Annotated in this window: 18 protein-coding genes; 13 read left to right on the forward strand and 5 right to left on the reverse strand. The window is 58.9% G+C overall.

The genetic code is table 11. The annotated features are described in order from the left end of the window. Nucleotides 1-11 precede the first annotated feature (11 nt). Nucleotides 12-878: a bifunctional methylenetetrahydrofolate dehydrogenase/methenyltetrahydrofolate cyclohydrolase FolD gene (gene folD, locus ACJY2L_RS11485; protein ID WP_067428567.1), complete on the forward strand. Its 867-nt coding sequence runs from the start codon at nt 12-14 to the stop codon at nt 876-878. A 2-nt stretch (nt 879-880) separates the two neighbouring features. Next, nucleotides 881-1,093: a ribosome-associated protein YbcJ gene (gene ybcJ / locus ACJY2L_RS11490; RefSeq protein WP_067428564.1), complete on the forward strand. Its 213-nt coding sequence runs from the start codon at nt 881-883 to the stop codon at nt 1,091-1,093. 107 nt (nt 1,094-1,200) lie between these two features. Here ybcJ and cysS read toward each other — a convergent pair whose 3' ends face one another. Further along, nucleotides 1,201-2,586, reverse strand: a complete 1,386-nt coding sequence (cysS, locus tag ACJY2L_RS11495; RefSeq protein WP_187487870.1) for a cysteine--tRNA ligase — start codon at nt 2,584-2,586, stop codon at nt 1,201-1,203. A gap of 204 nt (nt 2,587-2,790) precedes the next feature. On the opposite strand from cysS, the gene ppiB reads away from it, so the two are divergent. The 4 genes from ppiB (at nt 2,791) to purK (ending at nt 5,689) form a co-directional block, all read left to right on the forward strand. Continuing rightward, on the forward strand, nt 2,791-3,285 hold the full coding sequence (ppiB, locus tag ACJY2L_RS11500) for a peptidylprolyl isomerase B (RefSeq protein ID WP_067428558.1): 495 nt from the start codon (nt 2,791-2,793) through the stop codon (nt 3,283-3,285). Continuing rightward, complete coding sequence (locus ACJY2L_RS11505; RefSeq protein ID WP_439212755.1) at nt 3,285-3,989, forward strand: UDP-2,3-diacylglucosamine diphosphatase; 705 nt, start codon at nt 3,285-3,287, stop codon at nt 3,987-3,989. Before ppiB ends, ACJY2L_RS11505 begins: the two co-directional genes overlap by 1 nt. A gap of 123 nt (nt 3,990-4,112) precedes the next feature. Next, nucleotides 4,113-4,622, forward strand: coding sequence for a 5-(carboxyamino)imidazole ribonucleotide mutase (gene purE / locus ACJY2L_RS11510; RefSeq protein ID WP_439212754.1), 510 nt, complete (start codon nt 4,113-4,115; stop codon nt 4,620-4,622). Continuing rightward, the gene (purK, locus tag ACJY2L_RS11515) at nt 4,619-5,689 is read left to right on the forward strand and encodes a 5-(carboxyamino)imidazole ribonucleotide synthase (protein ID WP_439212753.1); all 1,071 of its coding nucleotides are present in this window, start codon (nt 4,619-4,621) and stop codon (nt 5,687-5,689) included. The genes purE and purK overlap by 4 nt, the downstream gene beginning before the upstream one ends. A 46-nt stretch (nt 5,690-5,735) precedes the next feature. Here the strand turns inward: purK and ybbP are convergent, their stop codons facing one another. Further along, complete coding sequence (gene ybbP, locus ACJY2L_RS11520) at nt 5,736-8,153, reverse strand: putative ABC transporter permease subunit YbbP (RefSeq protein WP_439212752.1); 2,418 nt, start codon at nt 8,151-8,153, stop codon at nt 5,736-5,738. Further along, nucleotides 8,150-8,836, reverse strand: a complete 687-nt coding sequence (gene ybbA / locus ACJY2L_RS11525; RefSeq protein WP_067435185.1) for a putative ABC transporter ATP-binding protein YbbA — start codon at nt 8,834-8,836, stop codon at nt 8,150-8,152. Before ybbA ends, ybbP begins: the two co-directional genes overlap by 4 nt. Here ybbA and tesA point away from each other — a divergent pair. The 3 genes from tesA (at nt 8,807) to ACJY2L_RS11540 (ending at nt 11,170) form a co-directional block, all read left to right on the forward strand. Continuing rightward, on the forward strand, nt 8,807-9,427 hold the full coding sequence (gene tesA, locus ACJY2L_RS11530; protein WP_209500368.1) for a multifunctional acyl-CoA thioesterase I/protease I/lysophospholipase L1: 621 nt from the start codon (nt 8,807-8,809) through the stop codon (nt 9,425-9,427). The genes ybbA and tesA overlap by 30 nt on opposite strands. Before the next feature lie 31 nt (nt 9,428-9,458). Further along, on the forward strand, nt 9,459-10,232 hold the full coding sequence (locus tag ACJY2L_RS11535; RefSeq protein WP_439212751.1) for an SDR family oxidoreductase: 774 nt from the start codon (nt 9,459-9,461) through the stop codon (nt 10,230-10,232). An 80-nt stretch (nt 10,233-10,312) separates the two neighbouring features. Then, nucleotides 10,313-11,170 (forward strand): co-chaperone YbbN, encoded by an 858-nt coding sequence (locus ACJY2L_RS11540; RefSeq protein ID WP_067428541.1) that lies wholly within the window; start codon nt 10,313-10,315, stop codon nt 11,168-11,170. Between the two features lie 42 nt (nt 11,171-11,212). Here the strand turns inward: ACJY2L_RS11540 and cueR are convergent, their stop codons facing one another. After that, nucleotides 11,213-11,608, reverse strand: coding sequence for a Cu(I)-responsive transcriptional regulator (gene cueR, locus ACJY2L_RS11545; RefSeq protein ID WP_067428536.1), 396 nt, complete (start codon nt 11,606-11,608; stop codon nt 11,213-11,215). 143 nt (nt 11,609-11,751) lie between these two features. Between cueR and copA the strand changes: the two genes are divergently transcribed. The 3 genes from copA (at nt 11,752) to ybaK (ending at nt 15,757) form a co-directional block, all read left to right on the forward strand. Continuing rightward, on the forward strand, nt 11,752-14,283 hold the full coding sequence (gene copA / locus ACJY2L_RS11550; RefSeq protein ID WP_439212750.1) for a copper-exporting P-type ATPase CopA: 2,532 nt from the start codon (nt 11,752-11,754) through the stop codon (nt 14,281-14,283). A gap of 31 nt (nt 14,284-14,314) precedes the next feature. Continuing rightward, nucleotides 14,315-15,109: a TraB/GumN family protein gene (locus tag ACJY2L_RS11555; RefSeq protein ID WP_067428531.1), complete on the forward strand. Its 795-nt coding sequence runs from the start codon at nt 14,315-14,317 to the stop codon at nt 15,107-15,109. A gap of 168 nt (nt 15,110-15,277) precedes the next feature. Further along, the gene (gene ybaK, locus ACJY2L_RS11560; RefSeq protein WP_439212749.1) at nt 15,278-15,757 is read left to right on the forward strand and encodes a Cys-tRNA(Pro)/Cys-tRNA(Cys) deacylase YbaK; all 480 of its coding nucleotides are present in this window, start codon (nt 15,278-15,280) and stop codon (nt 15,755-15,757) included. Here the strand turns inward: ybaK and ACJY2L_RS11565 are convergent. Beyond that, nucleotides 15,754-16,626: a LysR family transcriptional regulator gene (locus tag ACJY2L_RS11565; protein ID WP_439212748.1), complete on the reverse strand. Its 873-nt coding sequence runs from the start codon at nt 16,624-16,626 to the stop codon at nt 15,754-15,756. The genes ybaK and ACJY2L_RS11565 overlap by 4 nt on opposite strands. An 87-nt stretch (nt 16,627-16,713) precedes the next feature. On the opposite strand from ACJY2L_RS11565, the gene ACJY2L_RS11570 reads away from it, so the two are divergent. Then, nucleotides 16,714-17,145, forward strand: coding sequence for a multidrug/biocide efflux PACE transporter (locus ACJY2L_RS11570; protein WP_067428522.1), 432 nt, complete (start codon nt 16,714-16,716; stop codon nt 17,143-17,145). The last annotated feature ends 35 nt before the right edge of the window (nt 17,146-17,180 follow it).

Here is a 17,180-nt window from a genome sequence, read left to right on the forward strand (position 1 = left end):
TTTCCTCTCTGATGGTAGCAAAAATTATTGATGGTAAAACGATTGCGCAGCAGGTGCGTCAAGAGGTTGCGGAAAAAGTTCAGCAGCGTCTGAGCGCAGGCAAACGCGCGCCCGGTCTGGCAGTGGTGCTGGTTGGCGAAAATCCTGCCTCACAAATCTATGTCACCAGCAAACGTCGTGCGTGTGAAGAGGTTGGCTTTATCTCCCGCTCTTACGATCTGCCTGCTACCACCAGCGAAGCGGAGCTGTTGGAACTGATCGATACCCTGAATGCTGACGGTGAAATCGACGGCATTCTGGTTCAGCTGCCGCTGCCCGCCGGTATCGACAACGTTAAGGTGCTGGAGCGCATCGCCGCCGATAAAGATGTGGATGGTTTCCATCCTTATAACGTCGGCCGCCTTTGTCAGCGTTCACCCAAGCTGCGTCCCTGCACGCCGCGCGGCATCGTCACGATGCTGGAGCGCTACAATATCGATACCTACGGCCTGAATGCCGTGGTGGTTGGCGCCTCTAATATCGTTGGGCGCCCAATGAGCATGGAATTGTTGCTGGCGGGCTGCACCACCACCGTCACGCACCGTTTTACCCGCGATCTGCGCCATCACGTTGAACATGCCGATCTGCTGGTTGTGGCAGTAGGTAAACCTAACTTCATTCCCGGCGAATGGATCAAACCCGGCGCAATTGTGATTGATGTCGGTATTAACCGTCTTGAGAGCGGTAAAGTGGTCGGCGACGTTGATTTCGAACAAGCGTCAGCGCGCGCCGCCTATATTACGCCCGTACCGGGCGGCGTTGGCCCGATGACCGTGGCGACGCTAATCCAGAACACGCTGCAGGCGTGCGAAGAATATCACGATGGAGCAAAGGCTTAACAATGGCGACTTTTTCTTTAGACAAACACGAGCACGTTGATCTGTGCGACTTAATGAAGCTGGAAGGCTGGGTGGAAAGCGGCGCGATGGCCAAATCGCTGATCGCGGAAGGCCACGTTACCGTCGATGGCAATGTGGAAACCCGCAAGCGCTGCAAAATCAAAGCGGGCCAGACGGTGAGCTTTGCCGACAACAGCGTGACCGTTGTCGCCTGATTGCCCTGCCCTCTGCGGAGGGCAATGCTTTTCCCCGCCACCTCTTTTACCGTTCTGCACCACTCAGCAAGCCAAAAAAAAGCGCCCGAAGGCGCCTTTATTACAGATTACTTACGACGCCAACTGGTGCCCTGCGGGCCATCTTCCAGAATGATGCCAAGCGCATTGAGCTTGTCGCGTGCCACGTCGGCCTGCGCCCAGTCTTTGCTTTGACGCGCGTCGTTACGCATTTTGATCAACGCTTCGATCTCCGCCACTTCATCATTACTGTTTTGCGCGCCGCTTTGCAGGAAGCTTTCCGCATCCTGTTGCAGCAACCCAACGATACCCGCGAGCTGACGCAGACGTGCAGCCAGGCCGTTGGCCGCTTCCGGTGATTCACTTTTCAGACGATTCACTTCGCGCGCGAGATCGAACAGCACCGAATAGGCTTCCGGCGTATTGAAATCGTCATCCATCGCCGCACGGAAACGGGCTTCAAACTCTTCTCCACCCGCTACCGCAGCCTGAGCGTCGGTCTGACGCAGCGCCGTATATAAACGTTCCAGCGCCGCTCGCGCCTGCTTCAGGTTATCTTCGCCGTAGTTAAGCTGGCTGCGATAGTGACCAGACATCAGGAAATAGCGCACGGTTTCAGCGTCATAATGCGCCAGCACGTCACGCACGGTGAAAAAGTTGTCGAGCGATTTAGACATCTTCTCGCGATCCACCATCACCATGCCGGAGTGCATCCAGTAGTTGACGTACGGGCCGTCGTGCGCGCAGGTCGATTGTGCAATCTCGTTTTCATGGTGCGGGAACATCAGATCGGAACCGCCGCCGTGAATATCGAAATGTTCGCCCAGCTGTTTGCAGTTCATCGCTGAACACTCAATATGCCAGCCCGGACGCCCTTTGCCCCACGGCGATGGCCAGCCCGGCTCGTCCGCCTTGGACATTTTCCACAGCACGAAGTCCATCGCGTTGCGCTTAACATCTGCCACTTCAACACGGGCACCCGCCTGCAGCTGCTCCAGATCCTGGCGCGACAGCACGCCGTAATCCGCATCGCTGGCCACCGAGAACATCACGTCGCCGTTGCTGGCAACGTAGGCGTGCTCACGCGCAATCAGCTTTTCCACCAGCTCGACGATCTCGCTGATATGCTGCGTTGCCCGTGGCTCAACATCCGGCGGCTGAATGTTCAGCGCGGCAAAATCGGCGTGCATCTCGGCGATCATGCGATCGGTCAGATCGTAAATACTTTCACCGTTTTCATTGGCACGTTTGATGATCTTGTCATCAATATCGGTGATATTGCGCACGTAGTTGACCTCGTAGCCGCAGTAACGCAGGTAGCGCGCCACGGTATCAAAGGCCACGAAGGTTCTGCCGTGACCAATGTGACAGAGGTCGTAAACGGTAATGCCACACACGTACATGCCAATTTTACCGGCATGAATAGGTTTGAACTCCTCTTTCTGACGACTCAGGGTGTTATAAATCTTTAGCATTGAGACATTCCGTTTTTACGTGTGCGGGTTAACAAATATGAATTTGATATTGTGCCGTATTTTTCACGCTCGCGCGATGTAAAGCAAGGCGCGCGCGGTGGGCTGACGTGTCATAGCAAATTGTGATATAAGAAACGTCTATTAAATGGCAGGCAGGATTCACCCGCCGCCGGCACTGACAAATATACTGAACAGGACGAAATTATGGTTACCTTCCAGACTAATCACGGCGACATCGTGATCAAGACTTTTGATGACAAAGCCCCTGCGACCGTCAAAAACTTCCTGGATTATTGCCGTGAAGGCTTTTATGACAACACCATTTTTCATCGCGTGATTAATGGCTTCATGGTTCAGGGCGGCGGTTTTGAGCCGGGCATGACGCAGAAAGCGACCAAAGACGAAATCCGCAACGAAGCCAACAACGGTCTGAAAAACACCGTGGGCACGCTGGCGATGGCACGTACTTCCGCGCCACACTCCGCGACCGCGCAGTTCTTCATCAACGTAGCAGACAACGACTTCCTGAACTTCCGCGACGAAAGTCTGCAGGGTTGGGGCTACTGCGTGTTTGCCGAAGTGGTTGAAGGCATGGACGTGGTTAACGCTATCAAAGCGGTGAAAACTGGCCGCAGCGGCATGCACCAGGATGTGCCAAAAGAAGACGTGGTGATCCAGAAAGTGATCGTCAGCGAGTAATGTCGCGCACGCTCTTCATCGCAGATATCCATCTGTGTCAGCAAGAACCGGCAATTACTGCCGGTTTTCTGCATTTTTTGCAGCGAGAAGCGCATCAGGCCGATGCGCTTTATATCCTTGGCGACCTGTTTGAAGTGTGGATTGGTGACGACGATCCTAATCCGCTGCATGCGCAGGTAGCCGCCGCGCTGAACGCCCTGCCGCTGCCGGTCTATTTTATTCACGGCAACCGCGATTTCCTGCTCGGCAAACGCTATGCCCGCGCCAGCGGCATGCAGTTGCTGCCGGAAGAGCAGGTGCTGAGTGCGTACGGTCATCGCGTGCTGATCATGCATGGCGACACGCTGTGTACCGATGATCAGGGCTATCAACGTTTCCGCCGTAAAGTGCATCAGCGCTGGCTGCAAACGCTGTTTTTGGCACTGCCGCTGTTTCTGCGACAAAAAGTGGCCACGCGTATGCGCGCCGACAGCCAGCAGGCCAATCAGCATAAATCGCAGGCGATCATGGATGTGAATGCCGCCGCGGTGCAGGAGGCGATGCAGCGTCATCAGGTGAGTCTGCTGATTCACGGTCATACCCATCGTCCTGCCGTACACGTTTCCGCCGAGGGCGAACGCGCGGTGCTCGGCGCCTGGCATGAACGGGGATCGATGATCGTGCTGGACGCCAGCGGCATCAGGCTGGTGGAATTCCCCTTCTAAATTGCCCGTTTTACGGCGACGCAACCGTTTTCCTTGCGGGCATGACATGCTATTCTCGGTGCCCTTCAAATCCTGTGCCGCTGCGCACGTATGCATTGATTTCACTCGACAGGAGCTGACCGCATGTCATCCAACGCCGCCCCGGCCCGTATCGCCATCGTCATGGGTTCAAAAAGTGACTGGGCAACCATGCAATTTACTGCGGAAATCCTCACCTCGCTTAACGTCCCGTTTCATACCGAAGTGGTGTCAGCACACCGTACGCCGGATAAGCTGTTCAGCTTTGCCGAACAGGCGGCTGACCAGGGTTTTCAGGTGATTATTGCGGGCGCAGGCGGTGCGGCGCACCTGCCGGGCATGATTGCGGCCAAAACGCTGGTGCCGGTGCTGGGCGTGCCGGTGCAGAGCGCAGCGCTGAGCGGCCTCGACAGCCTCTACTCCATCGTGCAGATGCCGCGCGGTATTCCGGTCGGTACGCTGGCGATTGGCAAAGCGGGCGCGGCTAACGCGGCGCTGCTGGCGGCGCAGATTCTTGCGCTGCACGACGCTGAACTGGCGACACGCATGCAGAACTGGCGCCAGGCGCAAACCGATGAGGTGTTGAACCATCCGGATCCGCGGGAGGAGGCATGAAGTCAGTTTGCGTACTGGGCAACGGCCAGCTGGGACGCATGCTGCGCCAGGCGGGTGAACCCTTGGGCATCGCCGTTTATCCGGTCGGGCTCGACGCCGAGCCGGACAGCCTGCCGATTCAGCAAAGCGTGATTACCGCTGAGATTGAGCGCTGGCCGGAAACCGCGCTGACCCGCGAACTGGCGCGTCATCCCGCTTTTGTTAACCGCGATATTTTCCCGCAGCTGGCCGATCGTCTGACGCAGAAGCAGCTGCTTGACCGTCTTGGTCTCGCCACCGCGCCGTGGCAGCTGCTGGCAGCAAAAACCGAGTGGCCGCAGGTGTTTGCCACCTTAGGCGAGCTGGCGATCGTTAAACGCCGCACCGGAGGTTACGATGGCCGTGGTCAGTGGCGGCTGCGCGCTGACAGCGCTGACAGCCTGCCCGACGACTGCTACGGCGAATGTATTGTTGAGCAAGGCATCGCCTTCAGCGGTGAAGTGTCGCTGGTGGGTGCGCGCAATCGTGCCGGGCACACCGTGTTTTATCCGCTGACGCATAATCTGCATGAGGAAGGCATTCTGCGCGCCAGCGTCGCCTTTCCTCAGGCTGATGACGCGCTGCAGCAGGAAGCCGAGCGCATGCTGGGCGCTATTCTGCAGGAGCTCGATTATGTCGGTGTGATGGCGATGGAATGCTTTGTGGTACCACAGGGTTTGCTGATTAACGAACTGGCGCCGCGCGTACATAACAGCGGGCACTGGACGCAGAATGGTGCCTCCATCAGCCAGTTTGAACTGCATCTGCGGGCGATTCTCGATTTACCGATGCCAACGCCCGCGATCGGTGCGGTGTCGGTGATGATCAACCTGATCGGCACCGATCTGAATGCCGACTGGCTGTCGCAGCCGCTGGTGCATCTGCACTGGTATGAGAAAGCGGTACGTGAAGGACGCAAGGTGGGCCATTTGAACCTGTGCGACAACGACACCGCCGCGCTGAGTGCGGCACTGGCGGCGCTACAACCGCTGCTGCCAGCGGAATACGCTTCTGGCATCATTTGGGCGCAGCAGCAGCTTAATGGCTGATCGCCACGGATGCAGATGAAAAAGGGCCGCACTAGCGGCCCTTTTTTTATGCGCCATCAAAACGCCGGAACAGCGCCTTGCCTTTCAGCAGCCTTACGCCGAGCCAGCCGCCGCACAGCGACAGCAGGATGGCACCGGTCAGCGGCAACGCCAGCCACAGCGTCAGATCGGGCTCCCACGGGAAATCAAACACCTTGCGTTGTAATCCCCACAGTGCCGCCTCCGCGCCAATCGCCGCCGCAATGCCGGAAACGCCGCCAAGCAGCGCAAACTCCCACCACAGCGTGCCGCGTAGCAGCGTTTTACCGGCGCCCAGCGTGCGCCACACCACCAGCTCCTGACGGCGCTGGCGCATGCCAACCTGAATCTGCGCTAACAGCAACAGCACGCCGCAGGCGGTGACCAGCACCACCATGATCTCCAGCGCCTGGCTCACCTGTGCCAGCACCTGACCAATCTGCCGCATGATGCTGCCGATATCGAGCAGGCTCAGCGTTGGAAACTGCCGGTTGAGCTGCGCCAGCAGCGGCGGATTATTCTCCAGACGGAAGCTGGTCAGCCAGGTTTGCGGCTGATCGTCGAGTGCGCCCGGCGGAAAAATAAAGAAGAAGTTAGGCCGCAGGCTCTCCCAGTCAACCTTGCGCAGGCTGCTGATTTTCGCGGTGAACTGCTGGGTATCGCCGGTAAAGGTCAGGCTGTCACCGAGACCCACCCCCAACCTTCCCGCCAGCTCCGCTTCCATCGACACTTCGCCGGTTTTTGGTGGCCACTCGCCCGCCACCAACGGATTGTGATCGGGGCGTTCGCGCTGCCAGGTGAGGTTCAGCTCGCGGTTAAGGGCGTTATCCAGCGCCGGATCGGCGGCTTTACCATTGATATCGGTCAGCCGCACGCGCGCCACCGGATAGAACGGCTCGGCTTTCACCTGATGCGATTGCAGAAACGCCTGCACCTGCGGCACCTGATCGGCGGTCATGTTGAGCAAAAAATAGTTCGGGCTGTCAGCAGGCAACTGCTGCTGCCAGCGATCGAGCAGATCGCCACGCATCACCAACAGCAGCGCCAGCAGCATAAACGACAGCGAGAAGGCGGCCAGCTGGCTGAGCGTGGTCCACGGCTGACGCAGCAGGCGATTGATCGCCAGGCGCAGCGCCAGATGCCGAACCGACACGCGGCGCAGCAACAGTAAACTGCCCCACCCCAACGCGGCAAGCAGCAGCGCCAGCAAAACAATGCCGCCCAGCAGCGCCCACAGTAGCTTACTGCCGCCAACCAGCAGCGCGAGCAGCGTCACCACAATTATCGCCATCACCGGCAGATATATTTTCAGCGGCCAGACCTGCGCGATGATGTCGCGGCGCAGCACACGCAACGGCTGGGTAGCCAACAGCAGCCGGTAAGGACGCAGGCCAATCAGCAGCGAGATCACAAACAGCGAGCCGATCGCCCACACCCACGGCCAGAGGCTGGCGGCGGGCAGCTGACCGGGCAGCACCGGCCGCAGCATGATCATCAGAATCTGCTCAAACCCGCTGCCCAGCAGCCCGCCAGCGACGGAAGCCAGCAGCAGCACCGCCAGCCACTGGCCGACGATCAGCTTACGGATAGCGGCGCGGTCAGCACCCAGGGTTTTCAGGATCGCCACCAGATCGTAACGACTGCGGCAATAGTGGCTCATCGCCACCGCCACCGCGGCCACCGCCAGCATCAGCGTCAGCAACGCCGAAAGCAGCAGGAACTGCTGGGCACGTTGCATTGAACGGCCTAGGGCATCGTCAGCGTTATCGACGCTGGTCCAGCGCTGATCCGGCTTCAGCTTCGGTTGCAGCCACGCGTCATAGGCAGCCAGCTGCGGCGCATCACCGGCGAATTTATAGCGCCAGGTCAGGCGGCTGCCGGGCTGAACGGCACCGGTTTTTGCCACGTCACTGAGATTCATCAGCAGCCGCGGCGCCGTCTGAAAGGGATTAAATCCGGCATCCGGCTCCTGAATCACCTCACCGGCGATCTTCAGCGTGGCATCGCCGACGTCAATAGCATCGCCGGTTTTCAGATTGAGCAGTGCCAGTAATCGGGCGGCCACCAGCACCGTGCCCGCCTGCGGTTTTTGACCCGGCGGATCGGTTTGCAGCTGACCAAACATCGGATAGCTGTCGTCCACTGCCTTCACCGAGGCGAGCTGTGGCGTCTGATCGGCAAAGGTCATGGTCATAAACGTTAGCTGACGGCTCACCTGCAGGCCGTTTTCCCGCGCCTGTTGCAGCCATGCGGTGGGCACTTCGCTGCTGCTGCTCAGGGTGCGATCGCCTGCCATATAATCACGGCTTTGCTGGGTTAAGCCTTTTTCCATGCGGTCGCTGATCGATCCCAGCGCCAACACGCAGGCCACCGCCAGCGTCAACGCCATCCAGACAATCAGCAGCGAGGGCGAGCGCCATTCGCGCCAGAACCAGCGCCAGATCATGCTTCCTCCCACAGCTTGCCGTCGCGCAGCCGCAGACGACGGTCGCAGCGCGCCGCCAGTTGCTCATCATGGGTCACCAGAATCAGCGTGGTGCCGGTATCGCGGTTAAGGCTGAACAGCAGATCGACGATATGTTCACCGGTTTTGCGATCGAGATTACCGGTGGGTTCATCGGCAAACAGCAGCCCCGGACGGCCACTGAAGGCGCGCGCCAGCGCCACGCGCTGCTGTTCACCGCCGGAAAGCTGCGCAGGCAGATGATGCAGCCGCTTGCCCAGCCCGAGCTGCGTCAGTAATTCGGTGGCCTGCTGACGACTCTGCTTTTCACCGTCACCGCGCAGCAGCGACGGCAGCTGGACATTTTCCAGCGCATTCAAGGTCGGCACCAGCATAAAGCTCTGGAAAACAAAGCCCACCTGGCTGGCACGCAACGCAGCGCGCTGCTCCTCATCCATGTTATGCAGCGGCTGACCAAACAGGTTCACCTCGCCACTGCTGCCGTCGTCAAGACCGGCCAGAATACCCAACAGCGTTGATTTACCCGAACCCGACTCGCCAATCAGGGCGATGGTTTCAGCCGGTTTGACAACCAGCTCAACTCCGGTAAGGATGGTTAACTGATGCTCTCCCTGACCTACGGACTTACTAAGACCATGAACTTCAACAATGTTTTCCGCTGGCATTTCCCTTTCCTGTTGTTATTGCTGGTATTTGCACGCAGCGCATCGGCTGATACCCTGCTGGTTCTTGGCGACAGCCTGAGCGCCGGCTATCGCATGTCAGCCACGGCGGCCTGGCCGTCACTGCTGAATGAAAAGTGGCAAAAAAAGCCTGCGGTGGTGAATGCCAGCATCAGCGGTGATACCGCCACACAGGGGCTGGCACGCCTGCCCTCGCTGCTGAAGCAACATCGTCCGCAATGGGTGCTGATTGAGCTGGGCGGCAACGATGGGTTACGCGGTTTTCCGCCGCAGCAGATTGAGCAGGATCTGCGTAAGATCATTACCACGGTCAAAGCGGCAGATGCCAAACCGCTGCTGATGCAGGTGCGTCTGCCCGCTAATTATGGTCGTCGCTACACTGAAGCGTTCAGCGGCATCTATCCGGCGCTGGCTAAAGAGTACGCCATTCCGCTGGTGCCGTTTTTTATGGAGCAGGTATATCTTAAGCCAGAATGGATGCAGCAGGATGGTATTCACCCTAATCCGGCGGCGCAGCCCTTTATTAGCGGACTAATGGCGCAGGAACTGGCGCCATTAGTAAAACACGAGTAACGGATAACCGTGATCGACGACAGGTAAAGTTATGCAAAAATCAGTACTGATTACCGGCTGTTCCAGCGGTATTGGCCTGGCGGCCGCCATGGATTTACAGGCGCGTGGCTACCACGTGCTGGCCGCCTGCCGCAAGCCCGATGATGTTGCACGCATGCAACACCAGGGCTTTAGCGGCATTTTACTCGATCTGGACGATGCCGAAAGCGTGAGCCGGGCGGCGGAACAGGTGATCGCCCTGACCAATAACTGCCTGCATGGCCTGTTTAATAACGGCGGATTTGGCGTTTATGGGCCGCTGGCGCACCTTTCCCGCCAGCAGCTGGAGCAGCAGTTCTCGACCAACTTTTTCGGCACGCATCAGCTGACCATGCTGCTGTTACCGGCGTTGCAGGCCAGCGGCAACGGCCGCATTATCAACACCAGCTCGGTACTGGGATTGATCTCCACGCCCGGCCGTGGCGCCTATGCTGCCAGCAAATATGCGCTGGAAGCCTGGTCCGATGCGCTGCGTATGGAGCAACGCCGCTACGGTATTCGCGTCAGCTTGATCGAGCCGGGGCCGATTCACTCCCGTTTTACCGATAATGTCAGCCAGGCACAGCAGGATAAGCCGGTGCAAAATCCCGGCATCGCCGCCCGCTTTACCCTGCCGCCAGAGGCCATTTTACCGAAATTACGTCATGCGCTGGAGAGTTCGCATCCCCGGCTGCGTTATCCGGTTACGCTGGTGGCGCACGCGATGACTATCCTGAAACGCCTGCTGCCGGGCTGGATGCTGGATCGTATTCTGCGTGGCCACTAAACTGCGGTAACGTACTGAACTTGAAGCGGGCTATTCCATCCCCATATCGTTACACAGTCATCAGCCTGAGAGACACACTCATGTCACCACAAGCCACTATTATCAATATCAATGAAACCAACCTGCAGCAGACGCTTGAGCAGTCGATGCAGCTGCCGGTGCTGTTCTACTTCTGGTCTGAGCGTAGTCAACACTGCCTGGAGTTAACGCCGGTGCTGGAGCGTCTGGCGCAGCAATATGCCGGGCAGTTTATTCTGGCTAAACTCGATTGTGATGCCGAACAGGCGGTTGCCGCGCAGTTTGGTCTGCGGGCGATTCCTACCGTGTATCTGTTCCAGAATGGTCAGCCGGTTGACGGCTTCCAGGGTCCACAGCCCGAAGAGCAGATTCGTGCGCTGCTGGAAAAAGTGCTGCCGCGCGAAGAAGAGATGAAAGCGCAGGAAGCGATGGCGCTGATGCAGGAAGGCAAGCCGCTGGAGGCACTGCCGCTGCTGAAAGAGGCCTGGCAGCTGAGCAACCAGGCGTCGGAGATCGGCTTTCTGCTGGCCGAAGTATTGATCACCCTGAACCGCAGCGACGAAGCGGAAACGGTGCTGGCCGCGGTGCCTTTGCAGGATCAGGACACCCGTTATCAGAGCCTGATGGCGCAGATCGATCTGCTGAAGCAGGCCGCCGATACGCCGGAAATCCAGCAGTTGCAACAGCAAATGAGCGAGCAGCCGGACAATGCCGATCTGGCCGCCAAGCTGGCGCTACAGCTGCATCATGTTGGCCGTAATGAAGAGGCGCTGGAATTGTTGATGGGCTTCCTGAAGAAGGATCTTAACGCGGCGGATGGCCAGGCGCGCAAGATGCTGCAGGAGATCCTCGCGGCGCTGGGCACCGGCGATGCGCTGGCGGCTAAGTACCGTCGTCAGCTTTACTCGTTGCTCTACTGAGTGCGACGCGGGCCGTTTCCGCGGCCCGCTGTTCTGCCCGGCTTAACGGCAGCCACCGGCAAGCTGTTTAATAATCGGGCATTCGGCGCCGTCATCGCCCGGACATACCGCTGCCAGCGCCAGCAACCGCTCGCGCATCGCGTGTAATTCAGTGATATGCGCTTCAATTTCGGCAGCTTTTTGCAGCGTGCGCGCTTTAACATCGGCACTGTGACGCGCAGGATCATTAAATAAGCTGATTAACTCGCCACACTCCTCCAGATTAAACCCCACCTGCCGCGCCTGCCGTAGCAGGGTTAATTCTTCGATATGTTGTGGCGTATAGCTGCGATAGCCGTTCTCACTGCGCAACGGCGGCGTGACCAGCCCTTTCTCTTCATAAAAACGGATCGCCTTGCTGGTTAAGCCAGTTTTCTTCGCCACATCGCTGATGTTCATACTGTGTGTTCCGTTGTTCTGAGCTGAATACATTGTGCGTTGTCGGGAGCAGACACTTGACCTTCCCCTTGATGGAAGGTTTACGCTCTATAACTAATCGATATTTTCTGCCGGGTCAAACCGGCCTCACAGGAGCGATAGCTATGTCACAGACAATATCACTGGCATTAGAGGGCCTCACCTGCGGCCACTGTGTTAAACGCGTTAAAGAGGCGCTTGAACAGCGCAATGACGTAACCCATGCCGAGGTCACGATCACCGATGCGCAGGTCAGCGGTGAGGCACCGGTTGAGGCGCTGATTGCCACCGTGGAAGCGGCTGGTTATCACGCGGCGCCTGCACACCCAAAGGCTGATCCGTTGCCAGAATCAGAACCTCAGCCGGAAGCGCTGACAGCGGAGAACAGCGAGCTTCCGGCAGATCAGCATGGCCATCAGTTGTTGATTGAAGGCATGAGCTGCGCCAGCTGCGTCAGCCGGGTTGAGCGTGCGCTGCAAGGCGTAAGCGGCGTACAGCAGGCACGCGTTAACCTCGGCGACCGTAGCGCGCTGGTGATCGGCGAGGTGTCGCCGCAGCGCCTGGTCGCGGCGGTACAACAGGCGGGATACGACGCAGAAGTGGTCGATGACGATCAGCGCCGCCGTGAAAAGCAGCAGCTGAGCGCGCAGCGCGCTACCCGCCGCTTTCGCTGGCAGTCAGCGCTGGCGCTGGCGCTGGGCGTGCCGCTGATGGTGTACGGCCTGTTTGGCGACAATATGCAGCTCACCAGCAGTAACCGCACCGGCTGGCTGACGGTCGGGGTCGCTACGCTGCTGGTAATGGTGATAGCCGGTGGCCATTTTTACCGCAACGCCTGGCGCAGCCTGCTGAACCGCAGTGCCACCATGGATACGCTGGTAGCGCTCGGTACCGCGGCTGCCTGGCTCTATTCGATGAGCGTGGCAATCTGGCCTGATGTGTTTCCACCGCAGGCGCGGCACCTCTATTTTGAAGCCAGCGCGATGATTATCGGTCTGATCAATCTTGGCCATGCGCTGGAGCAGCGGGCACGGGCGCGCTCGTCACAGGCGCTGGAACGCCTGCTTGATTTAACCCCCGCGACGGCACAGCAGGTTACCGATCGCGGTGACGAAACGCTGCCGGTCAGCGAGGTGCGTACCGGCATGCGACTTCGCCTTAAAACCGGCGATCGGGTGCCGGTCGACGGCGAAATTGTGGAAGGCGAAGGCTGGCTTGATGAGGCGATGTTGACCGGTGAGGCCGCCGCACAGCGTAAAACCGTAGGTGCTACGCTGTATGCCGGTACGCTATTGCAGGATGGCAGCGTGATTTTTACCGCTCAGGCCACCGGTAAAAACACCACTCTGGCGCGCATTATTCAGCTAGTGCGTCAGGCGCAAAGCAGCAAACCGGCGCTGGGCCAGCTGGCGGATCGTATTTCCGCGGTGTTTGTGCCGGTGGTGGTCGCCATTGCGCTGATCAGTGCCGCCGTCTGGTATCTCTTTGGCCCGGCACCGCAAATGATCTACACACTGGTCATCGCCACCACGGTGCTGATCATCGCCTGTCCGTGTGCGCTGGGGCTGGCCACGCCAATGTCGATTATTTCCGGCGTCGGTCGCGCGGCCGAACTGGGCATTCTGGTGCGCGATGCCGATGCGCTACAGCAGGCCAGCCAACTCAATACGCTGGTATTCGATAAAACCGGTACGCTGACCGAAGGTAAACCACGCCTGACCCAGCTGGTGAATCTCAGCGGCCAGAGCGACGATGCCCGGCTGCTGCGGCTGGCAGCGGCGCTGGAGCAGGGTTCCCGCCATCCGCTGGCGCACGCCATTATCGCCGCCGCCGATGTGCAAGGCGCCCTGCCCGCGGTCACGCGTTTCCGCACGCATGCCGGGAAAGGGGTCAGCGGTGAACTCGACGGCCAGCTGATTTTACTCGGTAACGCGGCGCTGATGGCTGAGCAGCAGGTGGATATCGGCCCGGCGCAGGCAGAAATCGACCGCATGGCCCAGCGCGGTGCCACGCCGGTGCTGCTGGCGCTGGCCGGTAAACTCACGGCGCTGCTGGAGATCCGCGATCCGCTGCGCGAAGAGAGCATGGCGGCGCTGGCGCGTTTACGTGAGCTCGGTTATCAACTGGTGATGCTGACCGGTGATAATCGTGCCACGGCGGAGGCGATTGCCCGCCAGGCCGGTATCGATGAGGTGATTGCCGATGTGCTGCCCGACGGCAAAGCGGCGGCGATCGTGCAGCTACAGCAGCAGGGCAAGAAAGTGGCGATGATCGGCGATGGCATCAACGATGCACCAGCGCTGGCGCAGGCCGATGTCGGCATCGCCATGGGCGGCGGCAGCGATATCGCCATCGAAACCGCGGCAATCACCCTGATGCGCCAGGATCTGCATGCGGTTGTCGACGCGCTGGCCATTGCCAACGCAACACTGCGCAACATGAAGCAGAATCTGCTGGGCGCGTTCATCTATAACAGCCTGGGCATTCCGCTGGCCGCTGGCGTGCTCTGGCCACTGACCGGCACGCTGCTCAGTCCGGTGATCGCCGGAGCGGCGATGGCGCTCTCTTCGGTTACCGTGGTCAGCAACGCTAACCGGCTGTTACGTTTTCAGCCGCCTGCCGTGCCTGTTAAAGCACCAGCGAAACCGCTAGCATAGGGATCTTGCGGAAAAACAGAAGGATGAGAGCGTGCTGCAGAAACTTATTGCGCAGATCGCCGCGCGCTGGCCGCGAAGTTATGCCTGGCCAGCGCGCGATATTATGCTGGCTGGCGGTCAGCGGCTGCATCTGGTCGGCAGCATTCACATGGGCACGCAGGATATGCAGCCGCTGCCTGGCGGGCTGATCAAGCAGCTGCAGCGCGCCGATGCGCTGATTGTGGAAGCGGATATCACCCAGGGCGCATCGCCGTTCAGCCATCGTGAAACCGATCGCCCCTTATCAGAACGCCTGTCCGACGAACAGCTGGCTTACTTTACCCGTCTCTGCGACGAGCTCGGCCTGAGCGCCACGCCCTTTATGACCCTGCCCGCCTGGCAAATCGCCCTCACCTTACAGGCGCAGCAGGCGCAGCGGCTCGGCCTGCGTCCGCAATATGGCATCGACTATCAGCTGTTGCAGATCGCCGGCAACACGCAAAAACGGATTATTGAACTGGAAAGTCCGGAAGAGCAGCTGCAGCTGCTGCGAAATCTGCCGGAAGGTGGCCTGGCGCTGCTCAGCGACACGCTGGAGCACTGGCATACCAACGCCCGCCTGTTGCAGCTGATGATCGGCTGGTGGATGCAAACGCCGCCAAAAGAGGTCTCACTGACCTTACCTGGCACCTTCAGCAGCGAGCTGAATGACGTATTGATGAACGCCCGCAACCAGCGCTGGTGCCATTTTCTGCAGCAGCTGCCCGCAGGCCGCTATGTGGTAGCGGTTGGCGCGCTGCATCTGTATGGCGAATGCAACTTGCTGGATCTGCTGAAAAACAGGTAAAAAAGAAGGCCGATATTGCTATCGGCCTGTCAAAGAGGAGTTCTTGTATAATTTTAGTTGTCATCAACGAGAGACTCGTTGAGCGACGGCGATTGTCGCTTAAAGCCTGGAATTTCGCCACTACTTATTATTTAGCGCCTTGCGCCCTGCTGAGGTTGAAAAACGATCATGACACCGGCAATAAAACTTCTGGAAAAGCAGAAAGTCCGTTTTATCCTGCATCCTTATGAGCACGACAGCAGTGAAACACACTTTGGCGATGAGGCGGTGCGCAAGCTCAATCTCGATCCACTGCAGGTTTATAAAACCCTGCTGGTAGCACTGAACGGCGATGCCAAAAACCTCGCGGTGGCGGTGACGCCGGTAGCCAGCCAGCTCGACTTAAAGAAAGTGGCAAAAGCGCTGTCGGCAAAAAAAGCGGAGATGGCTGACGTGGAGATCGCTCAGCGCGTTACCGGTTATCTGGTGGGCGGCATTAGCCCGCTGGGACAGAAAAAACGCCTGCCGACGGTGATTGACCAGCAGGCCAGCGGCTTTAACACGCTGTTTATTTCCGGCGGCAAGCGCGGCCTCGATATTGAACTGGCACCCGCCGATTTAGCGCGCCTGCTCAACGCCACGCTGGCGGATATCGCCCGCCGCGATTAATCATCGGCGCGCTGGGCGCAGAGGCGATCGATCATCCAGCGCCCGGCAGGTCCCGGCGGCCGGTTGCGGTTCCACACTGCGTCCATCGAGATGCTTTGCGGCCAGCCGTTAATCGGCAGCTCGTGCAGCAGCTGATGACCAAACTGATGCACCAGCCAGCGCGGTAAGATACTCCAGCCAAATCCCTGTTCCGCCATTTCCAGCAGCAGCAAGTACGAGGGTGCAGACCAGACGCGTCCCACGGCGGGTTGCGCGGCGTTTTGCAGCCAGGTGTTGAGCCGTAGCTGACGCAGCGGCCTGAGCTGCGTCATCTCAACCTGCGGCAACTGGGCCAGCGGATGTTGATGATGCAGCCAGATGGCCATTTCCGCCTTCACCTGGAGCCGCGAGGTCGCGATGTCGCCGGGTAACTGTGCCTGGCTGCGAATAATGCCGATGTGCGTTCTGCCCTGCTGCAGCAGATCGATCACATCTTCATCCTCAGCAATCATGCATTCAAATTCGATATCGGGATAGCGCTCGGCAAAACGATTAAGCAGCTGCTCATGGTGGTTCGCCTGCCAGAAATCGGACATCGCCAGGCTCAGACGCGGTTCGATGTTGCCCGACAGTCGTACCGCTAACTCATCCAGCCGCTGGCTGGCGGCCAGAATTTCTCGCACCTGCGCCAGCGCCCGCTGTCCCGCCTCGGTCAACGCTGGCTGGCGTCCGCGTCGATCGAACAGGCTGAAGCCCAGATCGATCTCCAGATTGGCTACCGCTGCGCTAACGGTGGACTGACTTTTACCCAATGCGCGGGCGGCGGCAGAAAACGATCCACTTTCAGCGGTTTGTACAAATGCCTGCAGGGATTCGGGAGAATATCGCATGGTGATCTATCGCTTTTTCCGATGGGAACTCATTTAATTTTGGCATAAAAGCCGATGATAATAGTGGCCTACCCGTAAGGAGATGTTATGCAGACCCGTTCATTCAAAGAACGTATTTTCCACGCCGTCGGCTTCGAGCTGGTGGCGCTCATTACCGTCGCGCCGCTGGCGGCCTGGATCATGGATAAGCCGCTGTTTCAGATGGGCGCGCTGGCCGTGATGCTTTCTACCGTCGCGATGCTGTGGAATATGATTTACAACGTTGGCTTCGACCGACTGTTTCCGCCAGGTCAGCCGCGCAGCTGGCTGGTGCGCGCGGCTCACGCGCTCTGCTTTGAGGGCGGTTTTATCCTGATTGGCCTGCCGATTGCGGCCGCGATGTTGAATATTCCGCTGTGGAATGCCTTCCTGCTGGAGATCGGCTTTTTCCTGTTCTTTTTGCCCTATACCATGGTGTGGAACTGGATGTGGGATCGACTGCGCGTTAAATGGGTGAATAAAGAAGATTGTCGCGCCTGATATCACAATAACCGGCCGCCTCAGCGGCCGGTTTC

The sequence above is a fragment of the Duffyella sp. Ts4 genome, assembly GCF_051851875.1.
Lineage (GTDB): Bacteria > Pseudomonadota > Gammaproteobacteria > Enterobacterales > Enterobacteriaceae > Duffyella > Duffyella gerundensis.